The organism is Pseudomonas sp. BCA17, assembly GCF_004519405.1.
In the GTDB taxonomy this organism is placed as follows: domain Bacteria; phylum Pseudomonadota; class Gammaproteobacteria; order Pseudomonadales; family Pseudomonadaceae; genus Aquipseudomonas.
This window is the reverse complement of record NZ_SGWI01000004.1, coordinates 326534-349684: the sequence shown is the minus strand read 5'-3', so window position 1 is coordinate 349684 and position 23151 is coordinate 326534. Positions and strand designations below refer to the sequence as shown.

At 60.3% G+C, this 23151-nt stretch carries 21 protein-coding genes; 10 read left to right on the top strand and 11 right to left on the bottom strand.

Going from position 1 to position 23151, the window contains the following annotated elements; all coding sequences use genetic code 11:
* Nucleotides 1-6 precede the first annotated feature (6 nt).
* A complete protein-coding gene (gene mfd, locus EXW71_RS17755) occupies nt 7-3456 on the bottom strand; it encodes a transcription-repair coupling factor (RefSeq protein ID WP_123715104.1) in 3450 nt (1149 codons plus the stop codon).
* A 340-nt stretch (nt 3457-3796) separates the two neighbouring features.
* Between mfd and EXW71_RS17750 the strand changes: the two genes are divergently transcribed.
* On the top strand, nt 3797-5260 hold the full coding sequence (locus EXW71_RS17750) for a glyceraldehyde-3-phosphate dehydrogenase (RefSeq protein WP_134659633.1): 1464 nt from the start codon (nt 3797-3799) through the stop codon (nt 5258-5260).
* An 88-nt stretch (nt 5261-5348) separates the two neighbouring features.
* Here EXW71_RS17750 and EXW71_RS17745 read toward each other — a convergent pair whose 3' ends face one another.
* Together EXW71_RS17745 and EXW71_RS17740 are read right to left on the bottom strand one after the other, a co-directional pair.
* Complete coding sequence (locus tag EXW71_RS17745; RefSeq protein ID WP_123715105.1) at nt 5349-6647, bottom strand: MFS transporter; 1299 nt, start codon at nt 6645-6647, stop codon at nt 5349-5351.
* Between the two features lie 162 nt (nt 6648-6809).
* The gene (locus EXW71_RS17740; RefSeq protein WP_134659635.1) at nt 6810-7352 is read right to left on the bottom strand and encodes a chalcone isomerase family protein; all 543 of its coding nucleotides are present in this window, start codon (nt 7350-7352) and stop codon (nt 6810-6812) included.
* A 234-nt stretch (nt 7353-7586) separates the two neighbouring features.
* Here EXW71_RS17740 and sthA point away from each other — a divergent pair, with 234 nt between their 5' ends.
* Nucleotides 7587-8981, top strand: a complete 1395-nt coding sequence (gene sthA, locus EXW71_RS17735) for a Si-specific NAD(P)(+) transhydrogenase (protein WP_060753154.1) — start codon at nt 7587-7589, stop codon at nt 8979-8981.
* Nucleotides 8982-9023: 42 nt separating this feature from the next.
* Here the strand turns inward: sthA and EXW71_RS17730 are convergent, their stop codons facing one another.
* Together EXW71_RS17730 and EXW71_RS17725 are read right to left on the bottom strand one after the other, a co-directional pair.
* Nucleotides 9024-9746, bottom strand: coding sequence for a glycerophosphodiester phosphodiesterase (locus EXW71_RS17730; protein ID WP_134659637.1), 723 nt, complete (start codon nt 9744-9746; stop codon nt 9024-9026).
* A 44-nt stretch (nt 9747-9790) separates the two neighbouring features.
* Nucleotides 9791-10375 carry a PilZ domain-containing protein gene (locus EXW71_RS17725; protein WP_134659639.1) on the bottom strand — a complete coding sequence of 195 codons (585 nt, stop codon included), beginning with the start codon at nt 10373-10375 and terminating at the stop codon, nt 9791-9793.
* Nucleotides 10376-10469: 94 nt separating this feature from the next.
* On the opposite strand from EXW71_RS17725, the gene EXW71_RS17720 reads away from it, so the two are divergent.
* The 3 genes from EXW71_RS17720 to EXW71_RS17710 are packed head-to-tail and all read left to right on the top strand — an operon-like array spanning nt 10470 to nt 13715.
* A complete protein-coding gene (locus tag EXW71_RS17720; RefSeq protein ID WP_134659641.1) occupies nt 10470-11720 on the top strand; it encodes a lipoprotein-releasing ABC transporter permease subunit in 1251 nt (416 codons plus the stop codon).
* Nucleotides 11721-11727: 7 nt separating this feature from the next.
* Entirely contained in the window at nt 11728-12411 is a 684-nt protein-coding gene (gene lolD, locus EXW71_RS17715) for a lipoprotein-releasing ABC transporter ATP-binding protein LolD (protein WP_167659653.1), read from the top strand.
* A gap of 59 nt (nt 12412-12470) precedes the next feature.
* Complete coding sequence (locus tag EXW71_RS17710; RefSeq protein WP_123715110.1) at nt 12471-13715, top strand: lipoprotein-releasing ABC transporter permease subunit; 1245 nt, start codon at nt 12471-12473, stop codon at nt 13713-13715.
* Between the two features lie 114 nt (nt 13716-13829).
* Here EXW71_RS17710 and EXW71_RS17705 read toward each other — a convergent pair whose 3' ends face one another.
* Both EXW71_RS17705 and EXW71_RS17700 read right to left on the bottom strand, forming a co-directional pair.
* Nucleotides 13830-15185, bottom strand: a complete 1356-nt coding sequence (locus EXW71_RS17705; protein WP_134659642.1) for a heavy metal sensor histidine kinase — start codon at nt 15183-15185, stop codon at nt 13830-13832.
* Entirely contained in the window at nt 15182-15862 is a 681-nt protein-coding gene (locus tag EXW71_RS17700; RefSeq protein WP_134659644.1) for a heavy metal response regulator transcription factor, read from the bottom strand. The genes EXW71_RS17705 and EXW71_RS17700 overlap by 4 nt, the downstream gene beginning before the upstream one ends.
* 157 nt (nt 15863-16019) lie before the next feature.
* Between EXW71_RS17700 and EXW71_RS17695 the strand changes: the two genes are divergently transcribed.
* Nucleotides 16020-16541: a plastocyanin/azurin family copper-binding protein gene (locus EXW71_RS17695; protein WP_134659646.1), complete on the top strand. Its 522-nt coding sequence runs from the start codon at nt 16020-16022 to the stop codon at nt 16539-16541.
* A 69-nt stretch (nt 16542-16610) separates the two neighbouring features.
* Nucleotides 16611-17441, top strand: coding sequence for an NADPH-dependent 7-cyano-7-deazaguanine reductase QueF (gene queF / locus EXW71_RS17690; protein WP_134659648.1), 831 nt, complete (start codon nt 16611-16613; stop codon nt 17439-17441).
* Nucleotides 17442-17577: 136 nt separating this feature from the next.
* On the opposite strand, the gene EXW71_RS17685 is transcribed toward queF, so the two are convergent.
* Together EXW71_RS17685 and EXW71_RS17680 are read right to left on the bottom strand one after the other, a co-directional pair.
* Entirely contained in the window at nt 17578-17844 is a 267-nt protein-coding gene (locus EXW71_RS17685) for a DUF4404 family protein (RefSeq protein ID WP_134659650.1), read from the bottom strand.
* Between the two features lie 110 nt (nt 17845-17954).
* A complete protein-coding gene (locus tag EXW71_RS17680) occupies nt 17955-18563 on the bottom strand; it encodes an HAD family phosphatase (RefSeq protein WP_134659652.1) in 609 nt (202 codons plus the stop codon).
* A 247-nt stretch (nt 18564-18810) separates the two neighbouring features.
* On the opposite strand from EXW71_RS17680, the gene EXW71_RS17675 reads away from it, so the two are divergent.
* Nucleotides 18811-19449, top strand: coding sequence for a VacJ family lipoprotein (locus EXW71_RS17675; protein WP_372241334.1), 639 nt, complete (start codon nt 18811-18813; stop codon nt 19447-19449).
* Nucleotides 19450-19511: 62 nt separating this feature from the next.
* On the opposite strand, the gene EXW71_RS17670 is transcribed toward EXW71_RS17675, so the two are convergent.
* Nucleotides 19512-19808, bottom strand: coding sequence for a PilZ domain-containing protein (locus EXW71_RS17670; RefSeq protein WP_134659654.1), 297 nt, complete (start codon nt 19806-19808; stop codon nt 19512-19514).
* Between the two features lie 276 nt (nt 19809-20084).
* Between EXW71_RS17670 and rssB the strand changes: the two genes are divergently transcribed.
* Together rssB and rssC are read left to right on the top strand one after the other, a co-directional pair.
* Complete coding sequence (gene rssB, locus EXW71_RS17660; RefSeq protein ID WP_134659656.1) at nt 20085-21266, top strand: two-component system response regulator RssB; 1182 nt, start codon at nt 20085-20087, stop codon at nt 21264-21266.
* Nucleotides 21266-21748: an anti-sigma factor antagonist RssC gene (rssC, locus tag EXW71_RS17655; protein ID WP_010212025.1), complete on the top strand. Its 483-nt coding sequence runs from the start codon at nt 21266-21268 to the stop codon at nt 21746-21748. The genes rssB and rssC overlap by 1 nt, the downstream gene beginning before the upstream one ends.
* A 169-nt stretch (nt 21749-21917) precedes the next feature.
* Here the strand turns inward: rssC and tal are convergent, their stop codons facing one another.
* Nucleotides 21918-22844, bottom strand: coding sequence for a transaldolase (gene tal, locus EXW71_RS17650; RefSeq protein ID WP_134659658.1), 927 nt, complete (start codon nt 22842-22844; stop codon nt 21918-21920).
* Nucleotides 22845-23151: the final 307 nt, after the last annotated feature.

Sequence of the window (23151 nt, the reverse complement as noted above, 5' to 3'; positions counted from 1 at the left end):
CGTCCTTCAAACGGATTTCGGGATGAGGCGCTCAAACAGCGCCTCCAGGGTATTAAAGCGTTCTTCGGCGCGTTCCATCGGGACCATGAATTTGAACAGCGTAGCGCCTTCGAACTTATAACGGTTGGGCTGGCCCTGGATCAGCTTGATCAGCACCAAGGGGTCTACCGGCGTTTGCGCTTCAAATTCGATGCGTCCACCTTGAGGCCCGGCGTCGACCTTTTTGATTCCCAACTGCTCGGCCTGCAATTTGAGCAAGGTCAGGCGAACCAGGTTCTTGGTCGGCTCGGGCAACAGGCCGAAGCGGTCGATCATTTCCACCTGCAAGTCCTTGAGACCTTCTTCGTCGGTGGCCGAGGCGATGCGCTTGTACAGGATCAGTCGCGCATGCACATCCGGCAGATAATCCTCAGGGATCAGTGCCGGCAAGCGCAGGTTGATTTCCGGGCCGCCACCCAAGGGTTGGTCGAGGTTCGGTTGCTCGCCCTTGCGAATAGCCTTCACCGCGCGTTCAAGCATTTCCATATAAAGGGTGAAGCCCACCGCCTGGATCTGTCCGCTTTGGCCGTCGCCCAACAATTCGCCGGCACCGCGGATTTCCAGGTCGTTGGTGGCCAGCACAAAACCGGCCCCCAGGTCCTGGGTGTTGGCGATGGCTTCCAGGCGCTTTTCGGCATCGCCGGTAATTTGCTGGCGTGGAGGCGTCAGCAGGTAGGCGTAGGCCTGGTGGTGGCTGCGCCCGACTCGGCCACGCAACTGGTGCAACTGCGCCAGGCCGAACTTGTCGGCACGCTCGATGATGATGGTATTGGCGCTCGGCACGTCGATGCCGGTCTCGATGATGGTCGAGGCGATCAGCACGTTGAAGCGCTTGTGATAGAAGTCGCTCATCACCTGTTCGAGCTCGCGCTCGCGCATCTGGCCGTGGCCGATGGCGATACGGGCCTCCGGCACCAGTTCGGCGAGGTCGGCGGCGCACTTCTCGATGGTTTTCACGTCGTTGTGCAGGTAGTAAACCTGCCCGCCGCGCAGCAATTCGCGCAGCAGCGCCTCCTTGACCGTGCTTTTGTTCTGCTCCATGACGAAGGTGCGCACCGACAAGCGGCGCGCCGGCGGCGTGGCGATGATCGACAGGTCGCGCATGCCCGACACTGCCATGTTCAGCGTGCGCGGAATCGGCGTGGCGGTGAGGGTGAGGATGTCGACTTCGCTGCGCAGGGCCTTGAGCTGTTCCTTCTGGCGCACACCGAAACGGTGCTCTTCGTCGATGATCACCAGGCCCAGGTTCTTGATCTTCACATCGTCCGACAACAGCTTGTGGGTGCCGATCACGATGTCGATCTTGCCCTCGGCGAGGTCGGCGATGGCGGCATTCACTTCCTTGGCGGACTTGAAGCGGCTCATCACTTCCACGGTCACCGGCCAGTCGGCGAAGCGGTCGCGGAAGCTGTTGTAGTGCTGCTGGGCGAGCAGGGTGGTTGGCACCAGAATCGCCACTTGCTTGCCACCGTGCACGGCAATGAACGCTGCGCGCATGGCCACTTCGGTCTTACCGAAGCCCACATCGCCGCACACCAGCCGGTCCATCGGTTTGGGCGCGAGCATGTCGGCGCGCACGGCTTCGATGGTGGTTTGCTGGTCCGGGGTTTCTTCGAAGGCGAAGCCGGCGCTGAAGGTGGCGTAGTCGGCTTTCGGGTCGGCGAACGCGTAACCTTCGCGGGCGGCGCGACGGGCGTAGATGTCGAGCAATTCGGCGGCCACATCGCGCACCTGTTCGGCGGCTTTGCGCTTGGCTTTCTGCCAGGTCTCGGAACCCAGGCGGTGCAGGGGCGCCAGGGCGTCGTCGCTGCCGGTGTAGCGGGCGATCAGGTGCAGGTTGGCCACCGGCACGTAGAGCTTGGCGCCCTCGGCGTACTCCATGGTGAGGAATTCGGCGGCCTGGTTATCGATCTCCAGGGTCTGCAGGCCCAGGTAGCGGCCCACGCCATGGTCGATATGCACCACCGGTGCGCCTTCGCGCAGCTCGGTGAGGTTCTTGATCACGGCATCGTTGTTGGCGTCGGCGCGTTTCTCCCGGCGACGACGTTGCATCACCCGTTGGCCGAACAGCGGGCTTTCGGCGATCAGCGCCAGGGCCGGGTCGTCCAGCAGCAGACCCTCGTCCAACGGCGCGATGGTGATCGCCAGGCGATCCTTGCCCGCAACAAAGTCCGGCCAGCTGTCGACGGTTTTAGGGCGCAGCTTCAGGCGTTCCAGCAGCTCCAGCAACACTTCGCGGCGACCGGCGGATTCGGCGGTAAACAACACGCGGCCAGGGAAGTCGCCGAGGAAATTCGACAGCGCCGCCAGCGGCTGGTTGGCCTTGGCTTCAATCGCCAGGTCGGGCAGCGTTTGCGCCGGGAAACGCTCGCGTCCGCTGCCTGCTTCCACGTCTTGCTGGCTGACGACCACGCGTGGAGAGTTTTTCAGGCGCGCGAAGCACTCTTCCACCGGCAGGAACAATTCGGCCGGCGGCAACAAAGGCCGGGATGGATCGACGCGACGCTCTTCATAGCGGTTGCGCACATCGTTCCAGAAATTTTCCGCCGCTTGTTCGATACCCGGCAGCGAGAACACTTGGGTGTCCTGGGGCAGGTAATCGAACAGGGTCGAGGTTTCGTCGAAGAACAGTGGCAGGTAGTACTCGATACCGGCCGGCGTAATCCCGCTGCTCAAGTCCTGAAAGATTGGGCAGCGGCGGAAGTCCACGTCGAAGCGCTCACGGAAGCGCGCCTTGAAGCGGGTGACCGCGTCCTTTTGCAGCGGGAATTCCCGCGCCGGCAGCAGCTTGATCGAATCCACTTTGTCGATGGAGCGCTGGTTTTCCGGGTCGAAGGTCCGCAGGGTCTCGATTTCGTCATCGAACAGGTCGATGCGGTACGGCAGTTTGCTGCCCATGGGGAACAGGTCGATCAGCGCACCGCGCACGGCGAACTCGCCGTGTTCGTACACCGTATCGACGCAGCGGTAGCCGCTGGCTTCCAGGCGCGTGCGCATCTGCTCCACGTCGAGTTTCTGGCCGACATCCAGCACCAGGCTGCTGCCCAACAGGAACTTGGTCGGTGCCAGGCGGTGCAGTGCCGTGGTGATCGGCACTACCAATACGCCGTGGGCCAGTTCCGGCAGGCGGTACAGGCTGGCGATGCGCTGGGAGATGATGTCCTGGTGCGGCGAGAACAGGTCGTAGGGCAGCGTTTCCCAGTCGGGGAAATGCAGCACCGGCAAATCGGGGGCGAAGAAGCTCAGCTCCTGCTCCAACCGCTCGGCGCTTTGGCTGTCGGCGGTGAGCAGCAGGGTAAAGCGCTTGGCTGCGCTGGCAGCCTCGGCAATGGCCAGGCTCAGGGCGGCACCGGGCAGGTTGCCCCAGTGCTGTTTACCTGCCGCGGCAGGGAGAAGCGGTAGACGCAGAACGGGCACGGAAGGTTGAGCTCCAAGCGTTGCGACAAAGTCGGTAATTGTAGCGGCCCAAGGTGCCGCCTGTCAGTTGCTGACTGTGCCTAATGCGGATTGTAGGAAATGTAGTGGCTAAGACAAACAAAGCTGCGTTTTGACTCAATATGTAGTGCCAAAGTGCGCGTAGTTTTCGGAGGGTTACGGACAAGTCGCCCGGGTCGCATGATTGGTGGTCTTCTGGAAGCCGCGTATTTACTGGGCTGCAGCGGGGTGCCTTTTTTTGGCAAGCACTTTTTGTTGTCCTGGGCGCATTGCTCCGAGGGCGGTCGGGCGGCATAATGTAGCCCCTTTTTTCTGCCCCTACATGTGGAAGGTTCCCGTGACTCAGAAGCCCGACCAGTGTCTTGGTGAATGGATCGACCGTGAAGCACTCGCAGAAGCGATGATTCCGCTTATCGGCCAGCTGTACCGCAATAACAATGTGGTGAGCTCGATCTATGGCCGCAGCCTGATCAACCAGTCTGTCATTGCGATTCTCAAAGCCCACCGCTTTGCACGCCATCGCTCCGCCGACGACAGCGAACTCTCCGTCCACGAAACATTCCCGCTGCTCAAGGCCATGAGCGAGCTCAAGCTCGGCGCGGCCTCGGTAGACCTGGGCAAATTGGCCTATAAATTCCGCAACGAAGGCAATGGCCGCAGCGCCGAACAATTCGTGCGCGAAGAAATGGCCGATGTGGTTGGCCAGCAAAACGCCGCTGCCCGTAAAGGTACCGACGTTGTCCTGTACGGCTTCGGTCGTATCGGCCGTCTGCTGGCGCGTATCCTCATCGAGAAAACCGGTGGTGGCGACGGCCTGCGCCTGCGTGCCATCGTGGTGCGCAAAGGCGCCGAGAACGACCTGACCAAGCGCGCAAGCCTCTTGCGTCGCGACTCGGTACACGGTCCGTTCAACGGCACCATCGTCATCGACGAAGAAAACAACACCATCACCGCCAACGGTAACCTGATCCAGGTGATCTACGCGAAGAACCCGTCCGAGGTGGATTACACCCAGTACGGCATCAAGGACGCCCTGCTGGTGGACAACACCGGCGTATGGCGCGATGCCGAGGGCCTGGGCCAGCACCTGGCCTGCCCGGGTATCGATCGCGTTGTGTTGACCGCGCCTGGCAAGGGCAAGCTCAAGAACATCGTTCACGGTATCAACCACGCTGAAATCACCGCTGACGACAAGATCGTGTCCGCCGCTTCCTGCACCACCAACGCCATCGTGCCGGTGCTGAAGGCTGTGAATGACAAGTTCGGCATCGTTAATGGCCACGTCGAAACCGTTCACTCGTACACCAACGACCAGAACCTGATCGACAACTTCCACAAAGGCGATCGCCGTGGTCGTAGCGCCGCGTTGAACATGGTGATCACCGAGACCGGTGCCGCCACCGCTGCCGCCAAGGCCTTGCCTGAGCTGGCCGGCAAGCTGACCGGTAACGCGATCCGCGTTCCGACGCCAAACGTGTCGATGGCCATTCTCAACCTGAACCTTGAGAAAGCCGCCACCCGTGAAGAGATGAACGAGTACCTGCGCTATATGGCGCTGCACTCCGATCTGCACAAGCAGATCGACTTCGTCAACTCGCAGGAAGTGGTATCCACCGACTTCGTTGGCTCGCGCCACGCCGGTGTGGTGGATGCCGAGGCGACCATCACCCAGGACAACCGCGTTGTCCTGTACGTGTGGTACGACAACGAGTTCGGCTACAGCTGCCAGGTGGTTCGCGTGATGGAAGACATGGCTGGGGTCAACCCGCCTGCATTCCCGCGCTAAGCACTTGCGATAAATGAAAAAGCCCTGACTGGTTCAGGGCTTTTTTATGTCTTCAGGTTTTGTGCGTGAGGGCCGCGAGAGCGGCCTGTCAGGCGCCGCCTGCTACCGAGGCTTGCGCCGTCCTCAGTGCATGTCGATTGCCCTTGAACAGAACCAGCGTGGCAATCAACCCCAGTACCGCCGCGCCACTGAGCCAGATCCCCGGTGCCGCCTTGTTGTCCAGCACATGGATCAGGTAAGTGCACGCCGCTGGTGTAAAGCCGCCGAACGTTGCCGTCGCCAGGCTGTAGGCCAGGGAGAAGCCGGTGGTGCGCACCTCGATCGGCATGATCTCGGTGAGCGCCACCACCATCGCACCGTTGTACGAGCCGTACAGGAACGACAACCACAACAGTACGATCAGCAGATGGCTGAAACTTGGGTTGGCCACCAGCCACGACAGTGCCGGATACGCCGTGAGGATCGCCAGCGTCGTCGCGCCCAGTAGCAAGGGTTTGCGCCCGACCTTATCGGACACGGCGCCCATGACCGGCAGCCAGATAAAGTTGGAAATACCCACGCACACTGTCACCAGCAGGGCATCGAAGTCCGACAAGTGCAGTTCTGCCTTGCCGAAGGTCGGCGTGTAGGCCGTGATCAGGTAGAACGACACGGTGGTCATGACCACCAGTGCCATGCCGGCGATGACGATGCCGAAGTTCTGGCCGATCGAACGCACGATTTCCTGCAGGGTAGGGCGGTGTTTGCGTGCCTGGAATTCAGGGGTTTCCTCCAGGGAGCGGCGAATCACAAAGATCACCGGCACGATCAGGCAACCGATCAGAAACGGCACGCGCCAGCCCCAATCACCCATTTCTTCCGGGCTGAGCCAGTGGTTCAGGCCCACACCGAGGAGGCCGGCGAATACCACTGCGGCCTGTTGGCTGGCGGACTGCCAACTGACGAAAAAGCCCTTGCGGCCCGGCGTGGCGATTTCCGCCAGGTACACCGAAACGCCGCCCAGCTCCACACCGGCGGAGAAGCCCTGCAGCAGTCGGCCAAACAATACGATCAATGGTGCAGCGACACCCAGGGTGGCGTACCCGGGCACGCAGGCGATCAGGATGGTGCCGGCGGCCATCAACGCCAGGGTGATCACCAGGCCTTTCTTGCGGCCGTGGCGGTCGATATAGGCGCCGAGGAAGATCGCGCCCAGTGGCCGCATCAGGAAGCCCGCGCCGAAGGTCGCCAGCGAAAGCATCAGGGACGCGAAGGCGCTGTCGGCGGGGAAGAAGGTTTTGGCAATGGCCGTGGCGTAGAAGCCGTAGACCATGAAGTCGAACATTTCGAGGAAGTTACCGCTGACAACGCGAAAAATCGCCTTGCCTTTGCCCGTTGAAGTGGACATGTCATGCACTCATTTTGGCTATCTTATTGGTGATCCCTGGTCGCTGGTCATCCTTGCTGCAAAGTCGCTGCGCGAGGCTTTAACGAGCAGTTTTGTAACCATATGTGTATTAGCCAGTACAGGCAATAAAAACCGATAGCAAGCTGACTGGTTGTCGCAGGGTCATTTGAAAAGGCTGTTGCGCAGGCCCTCCGACAAGCCTTTTTCGCCCAGCCAGATACCGAGATAGACCTTCGCCAGTTCAGCGTTGCGACTGCTGAACACCACCGTGTCGTTGATCTCCAGGTTCAAGCCGCGACCGGGGCGAAAATCCAGGGCATAGCGGTCACCGCTGCGAATATCGCGGAAACTGCCATGCAATTGCTCCAGTTCGGGCTTCAGGCGGGCGAGGGTGGTGCTGGTTTGCTGACGCTCCAGGGTTGTGGTGGCGGCCTTGATCACATCGCTGCGGTCGATGTCGCGAAAGTAATACAGCGTCAGGCGCAGATCCTTTTGCTGATCCCACGCCTGTCTGGCGCTGATGCCCGTCGGGGCGTACAGCGCGGCGGCATAGACATCCGCCCAGAGATAGGTCAGCACTGTCTGGCTTTTCAGGCTCAGCTCATGGGCGCGCGGCGGGAAGCCGGCTTGCCTGAGTCGTTCGGCTTCACTGGCGTGTACCGTCACCGATAAGATCAGCAATAGACACAAAACGATATGCCGCATAATTGCCCATCCTGCAAAGGTGCGTGCCGAGAGTGTAATTGCAATTTCCAGAGCCCGTCGTTCAGGCAATACTGGCCTATGACGCGACCAAGGGTTAATGTGCGCGGCGTTGAGCCTTATATAGACTGTGCCCCGGTTCACACACTTGAGCCGAATTGTCTTTCATGACCGCTGGCCGCGGCATGATTTAGCCAGGCGTTCTACCGTGCGCCTGGCCTGTTCTGAGGAGTACGCATGGCTGTCTACAACTACGACGTGGTGGTACTGGGTTCCGGCCCGGCTGGAGAAGGTGCAGCGATGAACGCTGCGAAGGCAGGGCGCAAGGTGGCGATGGTCGATAGCCGCCGTCAGGTCGGCGGTAACTGCACCCACCTGGGTACCATCCCGTCCAAGGCTTTGCGTCACTCGGTGCGCCAGATCATGCAGTTCAACACCAACCCGATGTTCCGGGCCATTGGTGAGCCGCGCTGGTTCTCGTTCCCGGACGTGTTGAAAAGCGCTGAGAAAGTCATCGCCAAGCAAGTGGCGTCGCGTACCGGTTACTACGCCCGTAACCGTGTCGACCTGTTCTTCGGCACCGGCAGCTTCGCCGACGAGCAAACCGTTGAAGTGGTGTGCTCCAACGGTGTGGTCGAAAAACTGGTGGCCAAGCACATCATCATTGCCACCGGTTCACGCCCGTATCGCCCGGCCGATATCGATTTCAACCACGCGCGTATCTACGATAGCGACACCATCCTCAGCCTGGGCCATACCCCGCGCAAACTGATCATCTATGGCGCCGGCGTGATCGGCTGTGAATACGCCTCGATCTTCAGCGGCCTGGGTGTGTTGGTGGAGTTGGTGGACAACCGCGACCAATTGCTGAGCTTCCTCGACTCGGAAATTTCCCAGGCGTTGAGCTATCACTTCAGCAACAACAACATCACCGTGCGCCATAACGAAGAATACGAGCGGGTCGAAGGCCTGGACAACGGCGTGATCCTGCACCTCAAGTCCGGCAAGAAGATCAAGGCCGATGCCTTGCTGTGGTGCAACGGCCGTACCGGCAACACCGACAAGCTGGGCATGGAAAACATCGGCGTCAAGGTCAACAGCCGTGGCCAGATCGAGGTCGACGAGAATTACCGCACCTGCGTGCCAAACATCTATGGCGCGGGTGACGTCATCGGCTGGCCAAGCCTGGCCAGTGCGGCGCACGACCAAGGCCGTTCGGCGGCGGGCAGCATTGTCGACAATGGCAGCTGGCGCTATGTGAACGACGTGCCGACCGGGATCTACACCATTCCCGAGATCAGCTCGATCGGCAAGAACGAGCACGAGCTGACCAAGGCCAAGGTGCCTTATGAAGTGGGCAAGGCGTTCTTCAAGAGCATGGCGCGCGCGCAGATCGCCGGCGAGCCGCAAGGCATGCTGAAGATCCTGTTCCATCGTGAAACCCTGGAAGTCCTCGGCGTGCATTGCTTCGGCTACCAGGCGTCGGAGATCGTGCACATCGGCCAGGCCATCATGAACCAGCCGGGTGAGCAAAATACCCTCAAGTATTTCGTCAACACCACGTTCAACTACCCGACCATGGCCGAAGCCTATCGGGTAGCGGCCTACGATGGCCTCAACCGGCTTTTTTGAGCGGCTCCGGCCGGTGGCCTGAGCCGGCCGGGGAGACCGATTTCAGTAATTCCCGAGGGTGGCAGTGGCCAAACCGGGAAAGTCTGTAATCAGGCTATCTACGCCGAAGTCGGCGAGCCTGCGCATCAGCGCAGGTTCGTTGACTGTCCACACGGACACGTGCAAGCCCTGACGCTGGGCTTTTTCCAGGCGTTCAGGGGTGCACAGCGTCCAATTCAACGCCAGGATGTCACAGCCGTAGTTCTGCGCGACCTTCAGCGGGTCCAGCCAGGCGTATTCGGCGACCAGGCCGCGTGACAGGTCCGGGGTGAGCTCCAGCGCCGCCTTCAACACTTCCCGCGAGCTTGAGGTCACGGTGACCTTGTCCATCAGGCCAAAGCGTACGGCCATTTCCCGAATCGCCAGCACGGTGGTCGCGGCGCGGGTGCGCGAAGCGCTTTTGACTTCCAGTTGCCAGTGATCGAAGTCGCACTGTTCGAACAGTTCCTCCAGGCGTGGGATCGGGCATGGCTTGACCCAGCCCGGGCCGCCTTTACGGGCGTCCATCTTCACGAGGTCGGCCGCCGAATACTCGACGATTTTGCCGCGCCGGTCGGTGGTGCGCTTGAGGGTCGGGTCGTGGATAACCATCAACTCGCCGTCCATGGACAGGTGCAAATCCAGTTCGCAACGGCGTACACCGTGCTTGAGACACTCCTGAAAACTGGTCAGGGTATTTTCCGGTGCTTCGCCTTTGGCACCGCGGTGGCCGTAAATCAGGGTCACAGTTGCTCCTTTGCGCCAGCTTGTCTGGCGGGGTGAATACGTATTCAGGGGTGTTGGGCGTCGCTCTGTTCTCGCGCCAGGCGCCGCTCCTGGGCTTGTTTCTGCAGAATGTAGCGGGCCAGCAACTGGCGTTGGGCGTCGGTCATGGACTCGAACTCCGTGCCCACGTCAAAGCCATCGCCTTTAGGGTCGCAATGGGTGACCCGGGCACGCAGCAGCAGGCCGAGTGCCTGGGGCATCAGCACCAGCTTGACGGCCAGGTGTGCGCCGGGGGCGAGCGGCGTGGCGTGCTGGAAGTCGATACCGCCTTCGGAAATGATCACCGGCTGTGGCGCGCCGACTTCACTCAACAGGCCGCGAGCCATGACCTGGCTGAGCAGGTCCAGGCGTTTGTTCTGGACTTTGAGGAAGGCCGCCAGGTTGCGATCTTTCTCGCTGATCTGGCGCAGCAAGTGCTGGGCTTCGAATTCGCTGAGGTGCAGTTCGCTGAGCAGATTGAACAGCGGCGAGTCATCCAGCAACACATCTTTGCTCGCCGCTTCGGGCACGGACAGGTGTTTGATTTGGAGTGCGATCATGTCGGCGATACGGTAGTATTCGCGGCGCTCTTCTTCATCTAATGTCGACATGGCGAACCCCAGCTAACGGTAATGGTCAGAGTGTAAAGCTGCTTACCAGACCCCGCCACCGGGACGTCTTCTTTTCCTCCGAACAAGCCCCGACATGTTCAGACCTCTCTTCGTATTCATCGGCACGCGTTATACCCGTGCAAAGCGTCGCAATCATTTTGTGTCGTTCATTTCCTTGACCTCGATGATCGGGCTCGCCTTGGGCGTGGTCGTGATGATCGTGGTGCTGTCGGTCATGAACGGCTTCGACCATGAGATGCGCACCCGCGTGCTGGGCATGGTGCCCCACGCGACCATCGAGGCCGACTCGCCCATCAGCGACTGGCAGAGCCTGGCCGGCAAGGTCAAGCAGAACCCCAAGGTGGTGGCCGTCGCGCCCTTCACCCAGATGCAGGGGTTGCTGACCAACGATGGCAAGGTGCAGAAGATTCTGCTCAATGCCATCGACCCGGCCCAGGAGCGCAAGGTCTCGATCATTGATAAGTTCATGCTGCAAGGCAAACTCGATGACCTGACGCCCGGCAGCTTCGGCATCGTGATCGGCGACAAGGCCGCGGCCAAGCTCGGGGTGAAGGTGGGCGACAAGCTGACCTTCGTCGCGCCGGAAGTCACCGTGACCCCGGCCGGCATGTTCCCGCGCATGAAGCGCTTCACTGTGGTCGGCACCTTCCATGTGGGCGCCGGTGAGATCGACGGTTACCTCGGCCTGACCAACCTCACCGACCTGGCCCGCCTGCATCGTTGGCAGCCGGATCAAGTGCAGGGCTTGCGCCTGAAGTTCAGCGACCTGTTCGATGCGCCGCGCACGGCGTGGGAAATCGCCCAGCACCTGGGCGACAGCCAGTACTACGCCCGCGACTGGACCCGCACCCACGGCAACCTGTACCAGGCCATCCGCATGGAAAAAGCCATGATCGGCCTGCTGTTGCTGCTGATCGTCGCCGTGGCTGCGTTCAACATCATTTCCACGCTGGTGATGGTGGTGAATGACAAGAAAGGCGATATCGCGATCCTGCGTACCCTTGGCGCCACGCCGGGGCAGATCATGGCGATCTTCATGGTGCAGGGCACCGTGATCGGCGTGGTCGGCACGTTGATCGGCACCGCCGTAGGCATCCTGGCCGCGCTGAACGTCAGTGCCGCCATCGCCGCCCTGGAAAAAGTCATCGGTCACAAGTTCCTCAACGCCGACGTCTACTTCATCGATTACCTGCCGTCCCAGGTCCAGGCCCAGGACGTATTGATGGTAGGCGGTGCCGCGTTGGTCTTGAGTTTCCTTGCCACCCTGTATCCAGCCTGGCGCGCGGCACGTACCCAGCCAGCACAGGCCTTACGTTATGAGTGAATCGGGCATGAGTGAAAAAGCAATCCTGAGCTGCCGCAACCTGGGCAAATCCTACGAGGAAGGCCCGGAGTCGGTGGTGGTGCTGTCCAACCTGCAACTGGAGCTTCATCCAGGTGAGCGCGTGGCGATCGTCGGCAGTTCCGGTTCCGGCAAAAGTACCTTGCTCAACCTGTTGGGCGGCCTGGATACGCCGTCCCAGGGCAGTGTCTGGCTGGCCGGTGAAGAACTGTCGGCGCTGGGTGAGAAGGCCCGTGGCCAACTGCGCAACCGTTCGCTCGGTTTTGTGTACCAGTTCCACCACCTGTTGCCGGAGTTTACCGCGCTGGAAAACGTGTGCATGCCGCTGTTGATCGGCAAGACCGCGATCCCTGAAGCGCGCCAGCGGGCAAAAGCCTTGTTGGAGCGGGTCGGCCTGGGGCACCGCCTGGAGCACAAGCCGGCCGAGCTGTCCGGCGGTGAGCGCCAGCGCGTGGCGATTGCCCGTGCCCTGGTCAACAACCCAGGGTTGGTGATGCTCGATGAGCCCACCGGCAACCTCGACTCCCACACCGCCCAGGGCATCAAGGACCTGATGCTGGAGTTGAGCACCCAGATGCGTACCGCGTTCCTGGTGGTGACCCATGACATGAGCATGGCCCGCCAGATGGACCGTGTGCTGCACTTGCAGGAAGGTCATCTGGTCACCATCTGACCCTGTTTCAAGCCCGGCGCCGGACGTCGGGTTTTCTATTTTTTCAACGGTGCCCGCGAATGTTCAGACCGTTATCGATTTTCATCGGCACGCGCTATACCCGCGCCAAGCGCCGCAATCGTTTTGTTTCGTTTATCTCGATGACCTCGATGATCGGCCTCGCCCTGGGCGTATTGGCGATGATCGTGGTGCTGTCGGTGATGAACGGCTTCCAGCGCGAAATGAGTTCGCGCATCCTCGGTATGGTGCCCCACGCCACCATCGTCGGCGTGAGCCCGATTGACGATTGGCGGCCGGTGGCCGCTGCGGCGATGAAGAACCCGCAAGTGACGGCGGCAGTGCCGTTTACGCAGATGGACGGCATGTTTTCCTACAAAGGGGCGATGCAGCCGATCGAGATCAGCGGTGTCGACCCGGCCCAGGAAGGCAAGGTGTCGATCGTGGCCCAGCACATCGTGCAGGGCAAACTGGATGACCTTAAACCTGGCGAGTTCGGTGTGGTGGTGGGCGAAATCACCGCTCGGCGTTTTCGCCTGAACGTGGGCGACAAGCTGACGTTGATCGTGCCGGAAGTCAGCACTGCACCGGGCGGCATCACTCCGCGCATGCAGCGTTTGAACGTGGTCGGTATCTTCAAGGTCGGCGCCGAGCTGGATGGTTCCATGGCCTTGATCCACATGGCTGACGCGGCAGAGATACAGCATTGGCAACCTGACCAGGTGCAAAGCGTGCGCCTGGCGGTGAAAGACCTTTACGCAGCACCCAAGGTTTCGGCGGACATCGCCGCCGGCCTGGGCGACGCCTACAAGGCCGATGACTGGACCCACACCCAGGGCAGCCTGTTCAGCGCGATGAAGATGGAAAAGACCATGATCGGCCTGCTGTTGCTGATGATCGTCGCTGTCGCCGCGTTCAACATCATCGCCACCCTGATCATGGTTGTGAACGACAAGGGCGCGGATATCGCGATCCTGCGTACCATCGGCGCCACGCCACGCCAGATCATGGCGATCTTCATGGTGCAGGGCACGGTGATCGGCATCGTCGGTACCTTGATCGGTGGTGTGCTGGGGGTGATTGCAGCGCTGAACGTGAGTGAACTGGTGGGCTGGCTGGAGCGGACGACCGGGCAGCATATCTTCAGCTCGGATGTGTATTTTGTCAGCAACCTGCCTTCGGAACTGCAGGGCGGCGATGTGCTGCTGATTTGCTCGGCAGGGTTTGTGTTGAGTTTTCTGGCGACGCTGTACCCGGCGTATCGGGCGGCGAAGATTGAGCCGGCGCATGCCCTCCGGTATTCATAGTTCTTGAGACCGCCTTCGCGAACAGGCCCGCTCCCACATTCGACCGCCCTCCAACGCAAGTAAGCGGCCAGATGTGGGGGCGGGCTTGCTCGCGAAGGGGCCGGAACAGCTGGATCAATTTCCTTTGGGCAACTCAATTACAAACCTGGTCCAGCCTGCTCCAGACTCACAATAAATCCTTCCCCCATGCGCTTTTACAATCGACTGGGTAATCGCCAACCCCAACCCCGCATGCTCGCTGCTGCCTTCACGGCGCGCCGGGTCGGCTCGGTAGAACCGATCAAACAAGCGCGGTAACACCACCGCCGCAATACCTTCCCCGGTGTTCTCCACCGTCAGCGTCACGCCGCGCGTGCTTTCAGTCAGTCGCGCTCGCACCTCGCCACCGGCCGGGGTAAACCTGAGTGCGTTATCCAGCAAATTCGACAATGCCCGGCGCAACATGCCGCGATCACCCGCCGTGTGGGCCGTGCCCTCGCGCACCAGGCTGATGTGCGCGTCCTCGGCCAACAGTGCGAAGAACTCCAGCAGTGCCTCGACTTCCTCCTCCAGCGCCAAGGCTTCGCGCCTGGGTATCAGCAAACCGTTATCCGCCTTGGCCAGGTACAGCATGTCATTCACCAGTTGCGCCATCCATTGCAGCTCTTCCAGGTTGCTGTGCAGTGCTTCCCGATAGTCCTCAAGCGGGCGCGGTTGGGTGAGGATGACCTGGGTCTGGGTCAACAGGTTGGACAGGGGCGTGCGCAGTTCGTGGGCGATGTCGGCAGAGAACGCCGACAGGCGTTGGAAGGCATCGTCCAGGCGGCCAAGCATGGCGTTGAAAGACTGGGCCAGTTCGGCCAGCTCCACCGGCATTTGTTCCTGGGGCAATCGCTGGGTGAGGGAGTGGGCGGACACGCTGGCGGCCACTTCCCCCATGCGGCGCAAGGGCCGTAACCCGCTGCGTGCCGCCCAGGCGCCGAGCAGGGCGGTAGCCAGGGCCGAGAGGCCGACGGTGAGCCAGATCAGATGCTGCATGCGTTGCAGGAAGTGCTGGTGGTGGGTGATGTCGAGTATCAGGGTCACTTGCGGCGAATCGGGCTGGCCGGTACTCAATGGGGCGTTATACACCCGGTACTCGGTACCGGCATGTTGCACGCTGTGCAGGCCGGGTGCTTCGGGCAGGGTGACGCTGGGGGCGTTGTCCAGCCAACGCTGGCCGGCGGAGGTGATACGCAGTGTCAGATCCTGTTGGAGAAGGAGTTCGGCGCGCAGTTGTGCTTCACGCTGGGCGAATGACTCCAGCGAGTCGACACCCTGCAAGGTTGCGCGCAAGGCCAACAGCTTGCTGTCGAGTTGTTGTTGGTCCAGCTCAATGAAGTGCGCTTCACTGGCACGGTTGAACAGTACCCCGGCCAGCAGCGAGACCACCGCCGTGCAAGCGGCAAACAACAGTGCCAGGCGGCTGGTCAGGGACAGGCGCTTGATCAATTGACGCGCTCCTCCAGCACATAACCCATGCCGCGCACGGTGTGGATCAGTTTATTGGGGGAGTTGTCGTCGACTTTCAGGCGCAGCCGGCGGATGGCCACTTCGATGATGTTGGTATCACTGTCGAAGTTCATGTCCCACACCTGGGAGGCGATCAACGTCTTGGGCAGCACTTCGCCCTGGCGCCGCAGCAGCAGCTCCAGCAGGGCGAATTCCTTGGCGGTCAGGTCGATACGCTGGCCGTTGCGTTCGACCCTGCGACGGATCAAGTCCAGGCGCAGGTCGGCCAGTTGCAGTGCAGTTTCCTGGGAGGTACTGCTGCCTCGGCGCAACAGGCTGCGCACCCGGGCCAGCAGTTCGGAGAAGGCGAAGGGCTTGATCAGGTAGTCGTCGGCCCCCAGCTCCAGGCCGTGTACGCGATCTTCCACGGCATCGCGGGCGGTGAGGAACAACACCGGGAGGTCCAGGCCGGCGCTGCGCACCGCTTGCAGGATTTGCCAGCCGTCGCGGCCCGGCAGCATGACATCGAGGATCAGCAGGTCGTAGTCGCCGGTCAGTGCCAGGTGCTGTCCCGTGGTGCCGTCAGCCACCAGCTCGGTGGTAAAGCCGGCCTCGGCCAGGCCCTGGCGCAGGTAGTGGCCGGTTTTGGGTTGGTCTTCGACGATCAGCAGTTTCATGGGGTAACTCTTGGCAACGGGGCACGACGGGCTTTATACCGTGGGCGCCAGGGGAAGGGCGCAAGCTGACAAAGTTGTAATCTAACAGTCAGCTGGCTGGCAGCGGCGTAATCTTAGAGTGTGGGTCAAGCGAGTCACACATTTTTGGAGAAGAGCGATGGCGTTGCGTATACCCCTGATCCTGGCGGGTTGCTTGTTGGCCTTGAGTTTCGATGCAACTGCCGATGCAGGCCACACGTTCGCATTTGGCCAGCCGGCGCCGGCGAGCAAGGCCACGCGTACCGTGGAAGTTGTACTTCAGGACATTTCGTTTTCGCCCAAATCTTTGCACGTAAAAGCCGGTGAGACGGTGCGCTTTGTACTCGTCAACAAAGGCCAGTTGCTTCACGAATTCAACCTGGGCGACGCGGCGATGCATGCCGAACACCAGAAGGAAATGTTACAGATGCAGGCCAGTGGCATGCTCACCGCGACCGGCATGGGCAAGATGGATCACAGTGCAATGGGGCATGGTGATAAGGGCGGCATGCAGCATGATGACCCCAATAGCGTGCTGGTCGAGCCGGGTAAAACCGCCGAATTGACCTGGACGTTCAGTAAAAGTACCGGCCTGGAGTTTGCCTGCAACATTCCCGGGCACTACCAGGCGGGCATGGTCGGCCAGCTCAACGTCGATTGATCCCGTGCCGTTTAGGCGCGGGGGCAAAGACTGGTAGACTGGCGCGGTTTATTTAGCCAGGTTTCCGCCATGCATCCCGCAGCCGAACATTCGCCGCTGGGCAAGTCCAGTGAATACATCTCCACTTACACGCCGTCGTTGCTGTTCCCGATCCCTCGCGCTGCCAAGTGGGCCGAGCTTGGCCTCAGCGCCGAGACTTTGCCTTACAAGGGCGTAGATTTCTGGAACTGCTTCGAATTGTCCTGGCTGCTGCCGTCGGGCAAGCCGGTGGTGGCCATCGGTGAATTCAGCATTCCGGCCGACTCGCCGAACATCATCGAGTCCAAGTCCTTCAAGCTGTACCTCAATTCGCTGAATCAGACCGCCTTCGCCGACACCCAGAGCCTGGAAACGACGCTACGCGACGACCTCAGCGCCGCCGCCGGCAAACCTGTGACTGTGCGCATCCGCAGCCTGGCCGAGATCGAGGCCGAGGGCGTGATGGCATTGCCGGGTGTGTGTATCGATGGCTTGGATATCAGTGTCAGCAACTACGAGCATCCGCGCCCCGAACTGCTGCGCTGCGATGCTTCGCGCATCGTCGAGGAGAGCGTGCACAGCCACCTGCTCAAATCCAACTGCCCGGTCACCAGCCAGCCCGATTGGGGCAGCGTGGTGGTGGAGTACCGTGGATCGGCGCTGGATCACGCGAGCCTGCTGGAATATATCGTGAGCTTTCGCCAGCACTCGGACTTCCATGAGCAATGCGTGGAACGCATCTTCCTCGACCTGCAGCGCCTGCTGAAGCCGGAGAAATTGACGGTGTATGCGCGGTATGTGCGCCGTGGCGGGTTGGATATCAACCCGTATCGCAGCACTGAGGATGTAGCGTTCCAGAACGTGCGCCTGGCTCGTCAGTAGCCTGCACGCGACACCAATGTGGGAGGGGGCTTGTTCCCGATGGCGGAGTGTCAGTCACAGCTTTTGTGTCTGAACCTCTGCTATCGGGAGCAAGCCCCCTCCCACAGTTGGATCTGCGCTTGGTTGGCGGGGTAAATCAGATCCCGATATTGCCCAGCGTGAGCACGATATTGCGCAATGTCCCGGCAATGCCTGGATGATCCAGTTCAAACCCCTCCACCGCCCGGTTTACATCGTCAGCAATGCTGGGTGTCTGAGTCGCCGGTTCCAATTCAAGTTGCACTTCGAATCGGGCGATCAACTCTTCCAGCGCTTCACGTTTTTCGAGCGAGAGCGGCGGGTCCTGTTCCAGCTGCCCGCGCAGGATTTCGACCTGTTCTTCCAGTTTTTTGCGATCAGGCATGACGTTTTTCCTTTTATCGATAGGCACTGGCATAGACCGCGGCACGCCGGGAAAGGTCTACGGGCTGACCTGTAGATTAATCCACCGGCGCCGACTGTGCATGATCTCGATCAGGGCTTCTCGCCTTTGAGCCGGCGCAGGCTGATGTCCGCCAGGCAGGTACCAAGCTCGCCCAGGTGATCGATCACCGAGTGCACGCCCAGCCCATACAGCGCCACCGTGGCTTTGCCGCGCTTGTGCTCGCGCTGTTGCTCGGTGAGTGCCTGCCATTGCTCGGGCGCCAGGCCACAGAGTGACCCGCAGGACGCCAGGCCAATGGTCCACAGCCCGGCATTCAGCCCTGACTGCAACAGGCGTGGCTCACCGCTGACCAGTACGCAGCCGTCCAGGCGTTCGATGTTCAATTCCATCAAGGCTTGCCAGCACGCATGAGGCGCAGGCCAGCGGATGGAGGAGGGCGGTATTGCTTTCAACCAATCAGGTAATTGGGCGGCCAGTGGCTTGGTCACTGCGGCGGGCAGTTCATCCAGCCAGGCACATGGCACGCCCTGCTCCTTGAGGCTACGCAGGATCTTCAGCGCGCCAGGGGTGGCTTGGGAGTCGAGAGATGACGAATCGGTGCGTGCCTGGGAACCGAAGTCCACCAGGCAGCCACTCAGGCCGAACAGTATGGCAGTCAGGGCCGGGGCGCTGGAGACGGCAATTTCGGCGTGAGGCATTTCAACATCCCTGAAATAGCTGTGACGCTAGCGAGGCGGTATGACAAGCAGATGACATCGGCAGGTGATTGTAGGAATTTTGTGCATTTTCCATATGACGTTTCCTACTGGCTGCCTAAATTGTTACTTCCGTCATATACTGACGGCCTTCTTCAGGGCATAGCGCCCATGACAGACTATTCAAGGAGCCAAAGCTATGCGCTGGAGCCAGTACTTCGCTCAGCTATCTGTGTGTGCCACTATTTTAATGGCCCCGTTCGCCGCCCAGGCTGCGTCGGAAGACGATCCATGGGAAAGCGTCAACCGTCCGATCTTCACCTTCAACGACACCGTTGACACTTACGCGCTCAAGCCATTGGCCCAGGGTTATCAGTTTGTCACCCCGCAGTTCATGCAGACGGGCATCCATAACTTCTTCCGCAACATCGGCGATGTCGGCAACTTTGCCAATGACGTGCTGCAGCTCAAACCGCATGCGGCCGGTGTCGACACCGCTCGCCTGCTGGTGAACACCACATTCGGTGTGCTGGGCTTTATCGATGTCGGCACCAAAATGGGGCTGCACCGCAACGATGAAGACTTCGGCCAGACCCTCGGCTACTGGGGCGTTGGCAGTGGTCCTTACGTGATGCTGCCGTTGCTGGGGCCGAGCACCCTGCGTGATGCGCCGTCCCGATACGTCGACACCTACACCCAGCCGTATCGCTACATGAACGATATCGGCTGGCGTAACAGCACCTTCGGCCTGAACATTGTTGATACCCGTGCCAGCCTGCTCGACAGCGAGAAGTTGATCACCGGCGACAAGTACACCTTCATCCGTAATGCGTACCTGCAGAACCGTGAGTTCAAGGTCAAGGATGGCAAGGTCGTCGACGACTTTTAAGCTGTGACATTTTGAAATGGAAAAAGGCGACCCTTAGTGGTCGCCTTTTTTGTGGATGGCTTTCAGCGCATTTTCAAGATCTTCAGGCCCAGGTGCTGCTCATCCCCCATAGCCTTGGTCCACACCACCTCGGTGTCCGCCTCCAGCCCCTTGAGGGCCGGATGCTCTGAATCGATGCGTACCGTCAATGGGTCACCCACGTTGAACTGGCGAGGGGCCTGCACCTGCATGCCTGAGCTGGAAAGGTCCAGGCAAACCCCGGCTATCTCCTGCCCGGCGTGGATCAACGACACATCGGCATCCACTCGCATGCGGATGAAGTCGCGTTTCTCGGCGTAGTCGCGCTCGTGTTCGCTCATGGGTTCCATCCTTACTTTGTGTTGTGGTGTTGGCTGTTCTTATAACTCCCGGTGATTTGCGGTGTAAAGACGCCCGGCGACCATCGGCATGAGCTTGAAACCCCTGACGGATGGGAGTACCGTCTGCGCCTTAGAAGGGCACCTCTGCTTTACAGTTGTGCGTGGGTTAATTGCCTATGCTTTGTAGGACAGAGAGGCTAGAAAGCGAATCCAGTACGTGCGCCCGGCCATTGTCGAGCCACCTACGCCAACCTAATTCTGGCGCCGTTTGCCCACATGCAAAAAACCAGTGCCACGCTGCTGATAATCGATGACGACGAAGTAGTGCGCGCGAGCCTCGCGGCCTATTTGGAAGACAGTGGCTTCAGCGTCCTGCAGGCCAGTAATGGCCAACAGGGTCTCCAGGTGTTCGAGCGCGACCAGCCCGACCTCGTGATCTGCGACCTGCGCATGCCCCAGATGGGTGGCCTGGAGCTGATTCGCCAGGTGACTGAGCGTGCCCCACAGACGCCGGTGATTGTCGTGTCCGGTGCCGGCGTGATGAACGATGCCGTCGAGGCCCTGCGCCTGGGCGCCGCCGACTACCTGATCAAGCCCCTGGAAGACCTCGCCGTGCTGGAGCATTCGGTGCGCCGCGCGCTGGACCGGGCACGCCTGCTGGTCGAGAACCAGCGTTACCGCGAAAAGCTCGAGAGCGCCAACCGCGAGCTCGAAGCCAGCCTCAATCTGCTCCAGGAGGACCAGAACGCCGGTCGCCAGGTGCAGATGAACATGCTGCCGGTCAGCCCGTGGAGCATTGACGAGTTCAAGTTTGCCCACCAGATCATCCCGTCGTTGTACCTGTCGGGTGATTTCGTCGACTACTTCCGTGTGGATGAACGACGTGTAGCGTTTTACCTGGCCGACGTTTCCGGCCATGGCGCATCATCTGCTTTTGTCACCGTGTTGTTGAAGTTCATGACCACGCGGTTGTTGTTCGAATCCAAGCGCAATGGCACCTTGCCGGAATTTACCCCCTCCGAGGTGCTGGGCCACATCAACCGAGGCCTGATCAGCTGTAAGCTGGGCAAGCACGTGACGATGGTCGGCGGCGTGATTGATGAAGAAACCGGTCTTCTGACCTACAGTATTGGCGGTCACCTGCCGATGCCTGTTTTATACACTCCCGACAGTGTGCGTTACCTGGAAGGGCGTGGTCTGCCCGTAGGCTTGTTCAATGAAGCCACCTACGAAGACCACATCCTGGAACTGCCGCCGACCTTCAGCCTCACGCTGATGTCCGACGGTATCCTGGACCTTCTTCCAGAGCCTACACTCAAGGAGAAAGAAGCCGCCTTGCCCCAAAAGGTCAAGTCGGCGGGCGGCAGCCTGGATGGCCTGCGGCAAGTGTTTGGATTGGCCACGCTAGGGGAGATGCCGGATGATATCGCCCTATTGGTGTTGAGCAGGAATCTTTGATGAGTACCGGAAGAATCCAATTCGCCGAGCAGGACGGGACATTTGTCCTCAAGTTTGTCGGTGAAGTGCGCCTGACCTTGTGTTCGGCGCTGGATGCGACGATTGAGCGGATCTTCACAGCGCTGAACTTCTCGGCGATCGTGATCGATCTGACCGAAACCCGCAGCATCGATAGCACCACGCTGGGCCTGTTGGCCAAGTTGTCCATTCTGTCTCGGCAGAAGGTCGGCCTGTTGCCGACTGTGGTCACCACCCACGAAGACATCACCCGTCTGCTGCAGTCGATGGGCTTCGACCAGGTGTTCAACATCGTTGACCGCCCGATCCCATGCCCTGAATGCCTGACCGACCTGCCTTCGCAAGACCAGTCCGAAGAAATCGTACGGGTCAAGGTGCTGGAAGCGCACAAGATCCTGATGGGCTTGAACGAGTCCAACCGCGAAGCCTTCCACGACCTCGTCAACGCCCTGGAACGCCACTGATCTGCAGCTGAAATCCCCTCCAGCTGTGGGAGCGGGCTTGCGAGCGTCGGTCTCCAGATTGACCCACCTTTCGCGCCCTCAGTTAAGCTAAGCCTGGCTTGAGCCCGGGACAAAGGCACAAAAAAGGGCGGCACCCGCAAAGGTGCCGCCCTTTTTGCCGCCTGCGCTTTTACAGCTTGGCCGACAACAACGCCTCCAGCTTCTCCTGATCCCGAGCAAACTGCCGAATACCCTCCGCCAGTTTCTCAGTTGCCATCGCGTCTTCGTTGGAGGCCCAGCGGAACGCTTTCTCGTCCATATGAATACGCGCCTCACCGGCCTGCCCGGGCGCCAGCTTACGCTCCAGCTTGCCAGTATCGGCTGCCAGCTTCTCCAGCAGATCCGGGCTGATGGTCAGGCGATCACACCCGGCCAGCTCCTCGATCTGGCTCAGGTTACGGAAGCTCGCACCCATCACTACAGTCTTATAGCCATTGGCTTTGTAGTAGTTGTAGATGCGCGTCACCGACTGCACGCCCGGGTCATCCGCGCCGGTGTAGTCGTTGCCGTTGGCCTTCTTGTACCAGTCGTAGATACGGCCCACGAACGGTGAAATCAGGAACACCCCGGCTTCGGCGCAGGCCACGGCCTGGGCGAAGGAGAACAGCAGGGTCAGGTTGGTCTGGATACCTTCTTTTTCCAGCTTTTCCGCCGCGCGGATGCCTTCCCACGTGGAGGCGATCTTGATCAGCACACGGTCACGGCCAACGCCGGCTTTGTCGTAAAGGTCGATCAGGCGGTGCGCCCGCTTGAGAATGGCGGCTTCGTCGAACGACAGACGGGCGTCCACCTCGGTGGAAATGCGGCCCGGTACCACTTTGAGGATTTCTTGACCCACCGCCACCGCAAAGCGGTCGCTGGCCAGGCCCACATCGCCATCGCAGTCCTTTACACATTCATTCAGCAGCTTGGTATAGCCCGGAATCGACGCGGCCTTGAGCAGCAGGGAAGGGTTGGTGGTGGCGTCTTGTGGCTTGAGCTTGGCGAGTGCCGAGAAATCGCCGGTATCGGCAACGACAGTGGTGAATTGCTTGAGTTGTTCCAGCTTGGAAGTCATGGGCGTGCTCTGTCCTATGGGTCTGGTGACATTACCCGAGCACCGGCAGGCGCTCAAGGGCGCAAACGTGTTCGAGCGTTTGCGAGGGCGATAACCTGAAAACAGCCGTTTGAATGACCGGCCTTGCTGATCAATAGGAGGGCAAAACCGGTGGTAGGTTCAACCGGAGTGACCGCAGGCTATGCCTCAGCCTTTAAGTCAATTTTAAGCCAATTTAAATAGCTGAATTCAATACTTTGAAGTTGTGAAAACTTTATTTCTTATAAGTTTGCTTGTTGCTGTTTTTGCTTGTGCTATACCTGAATCG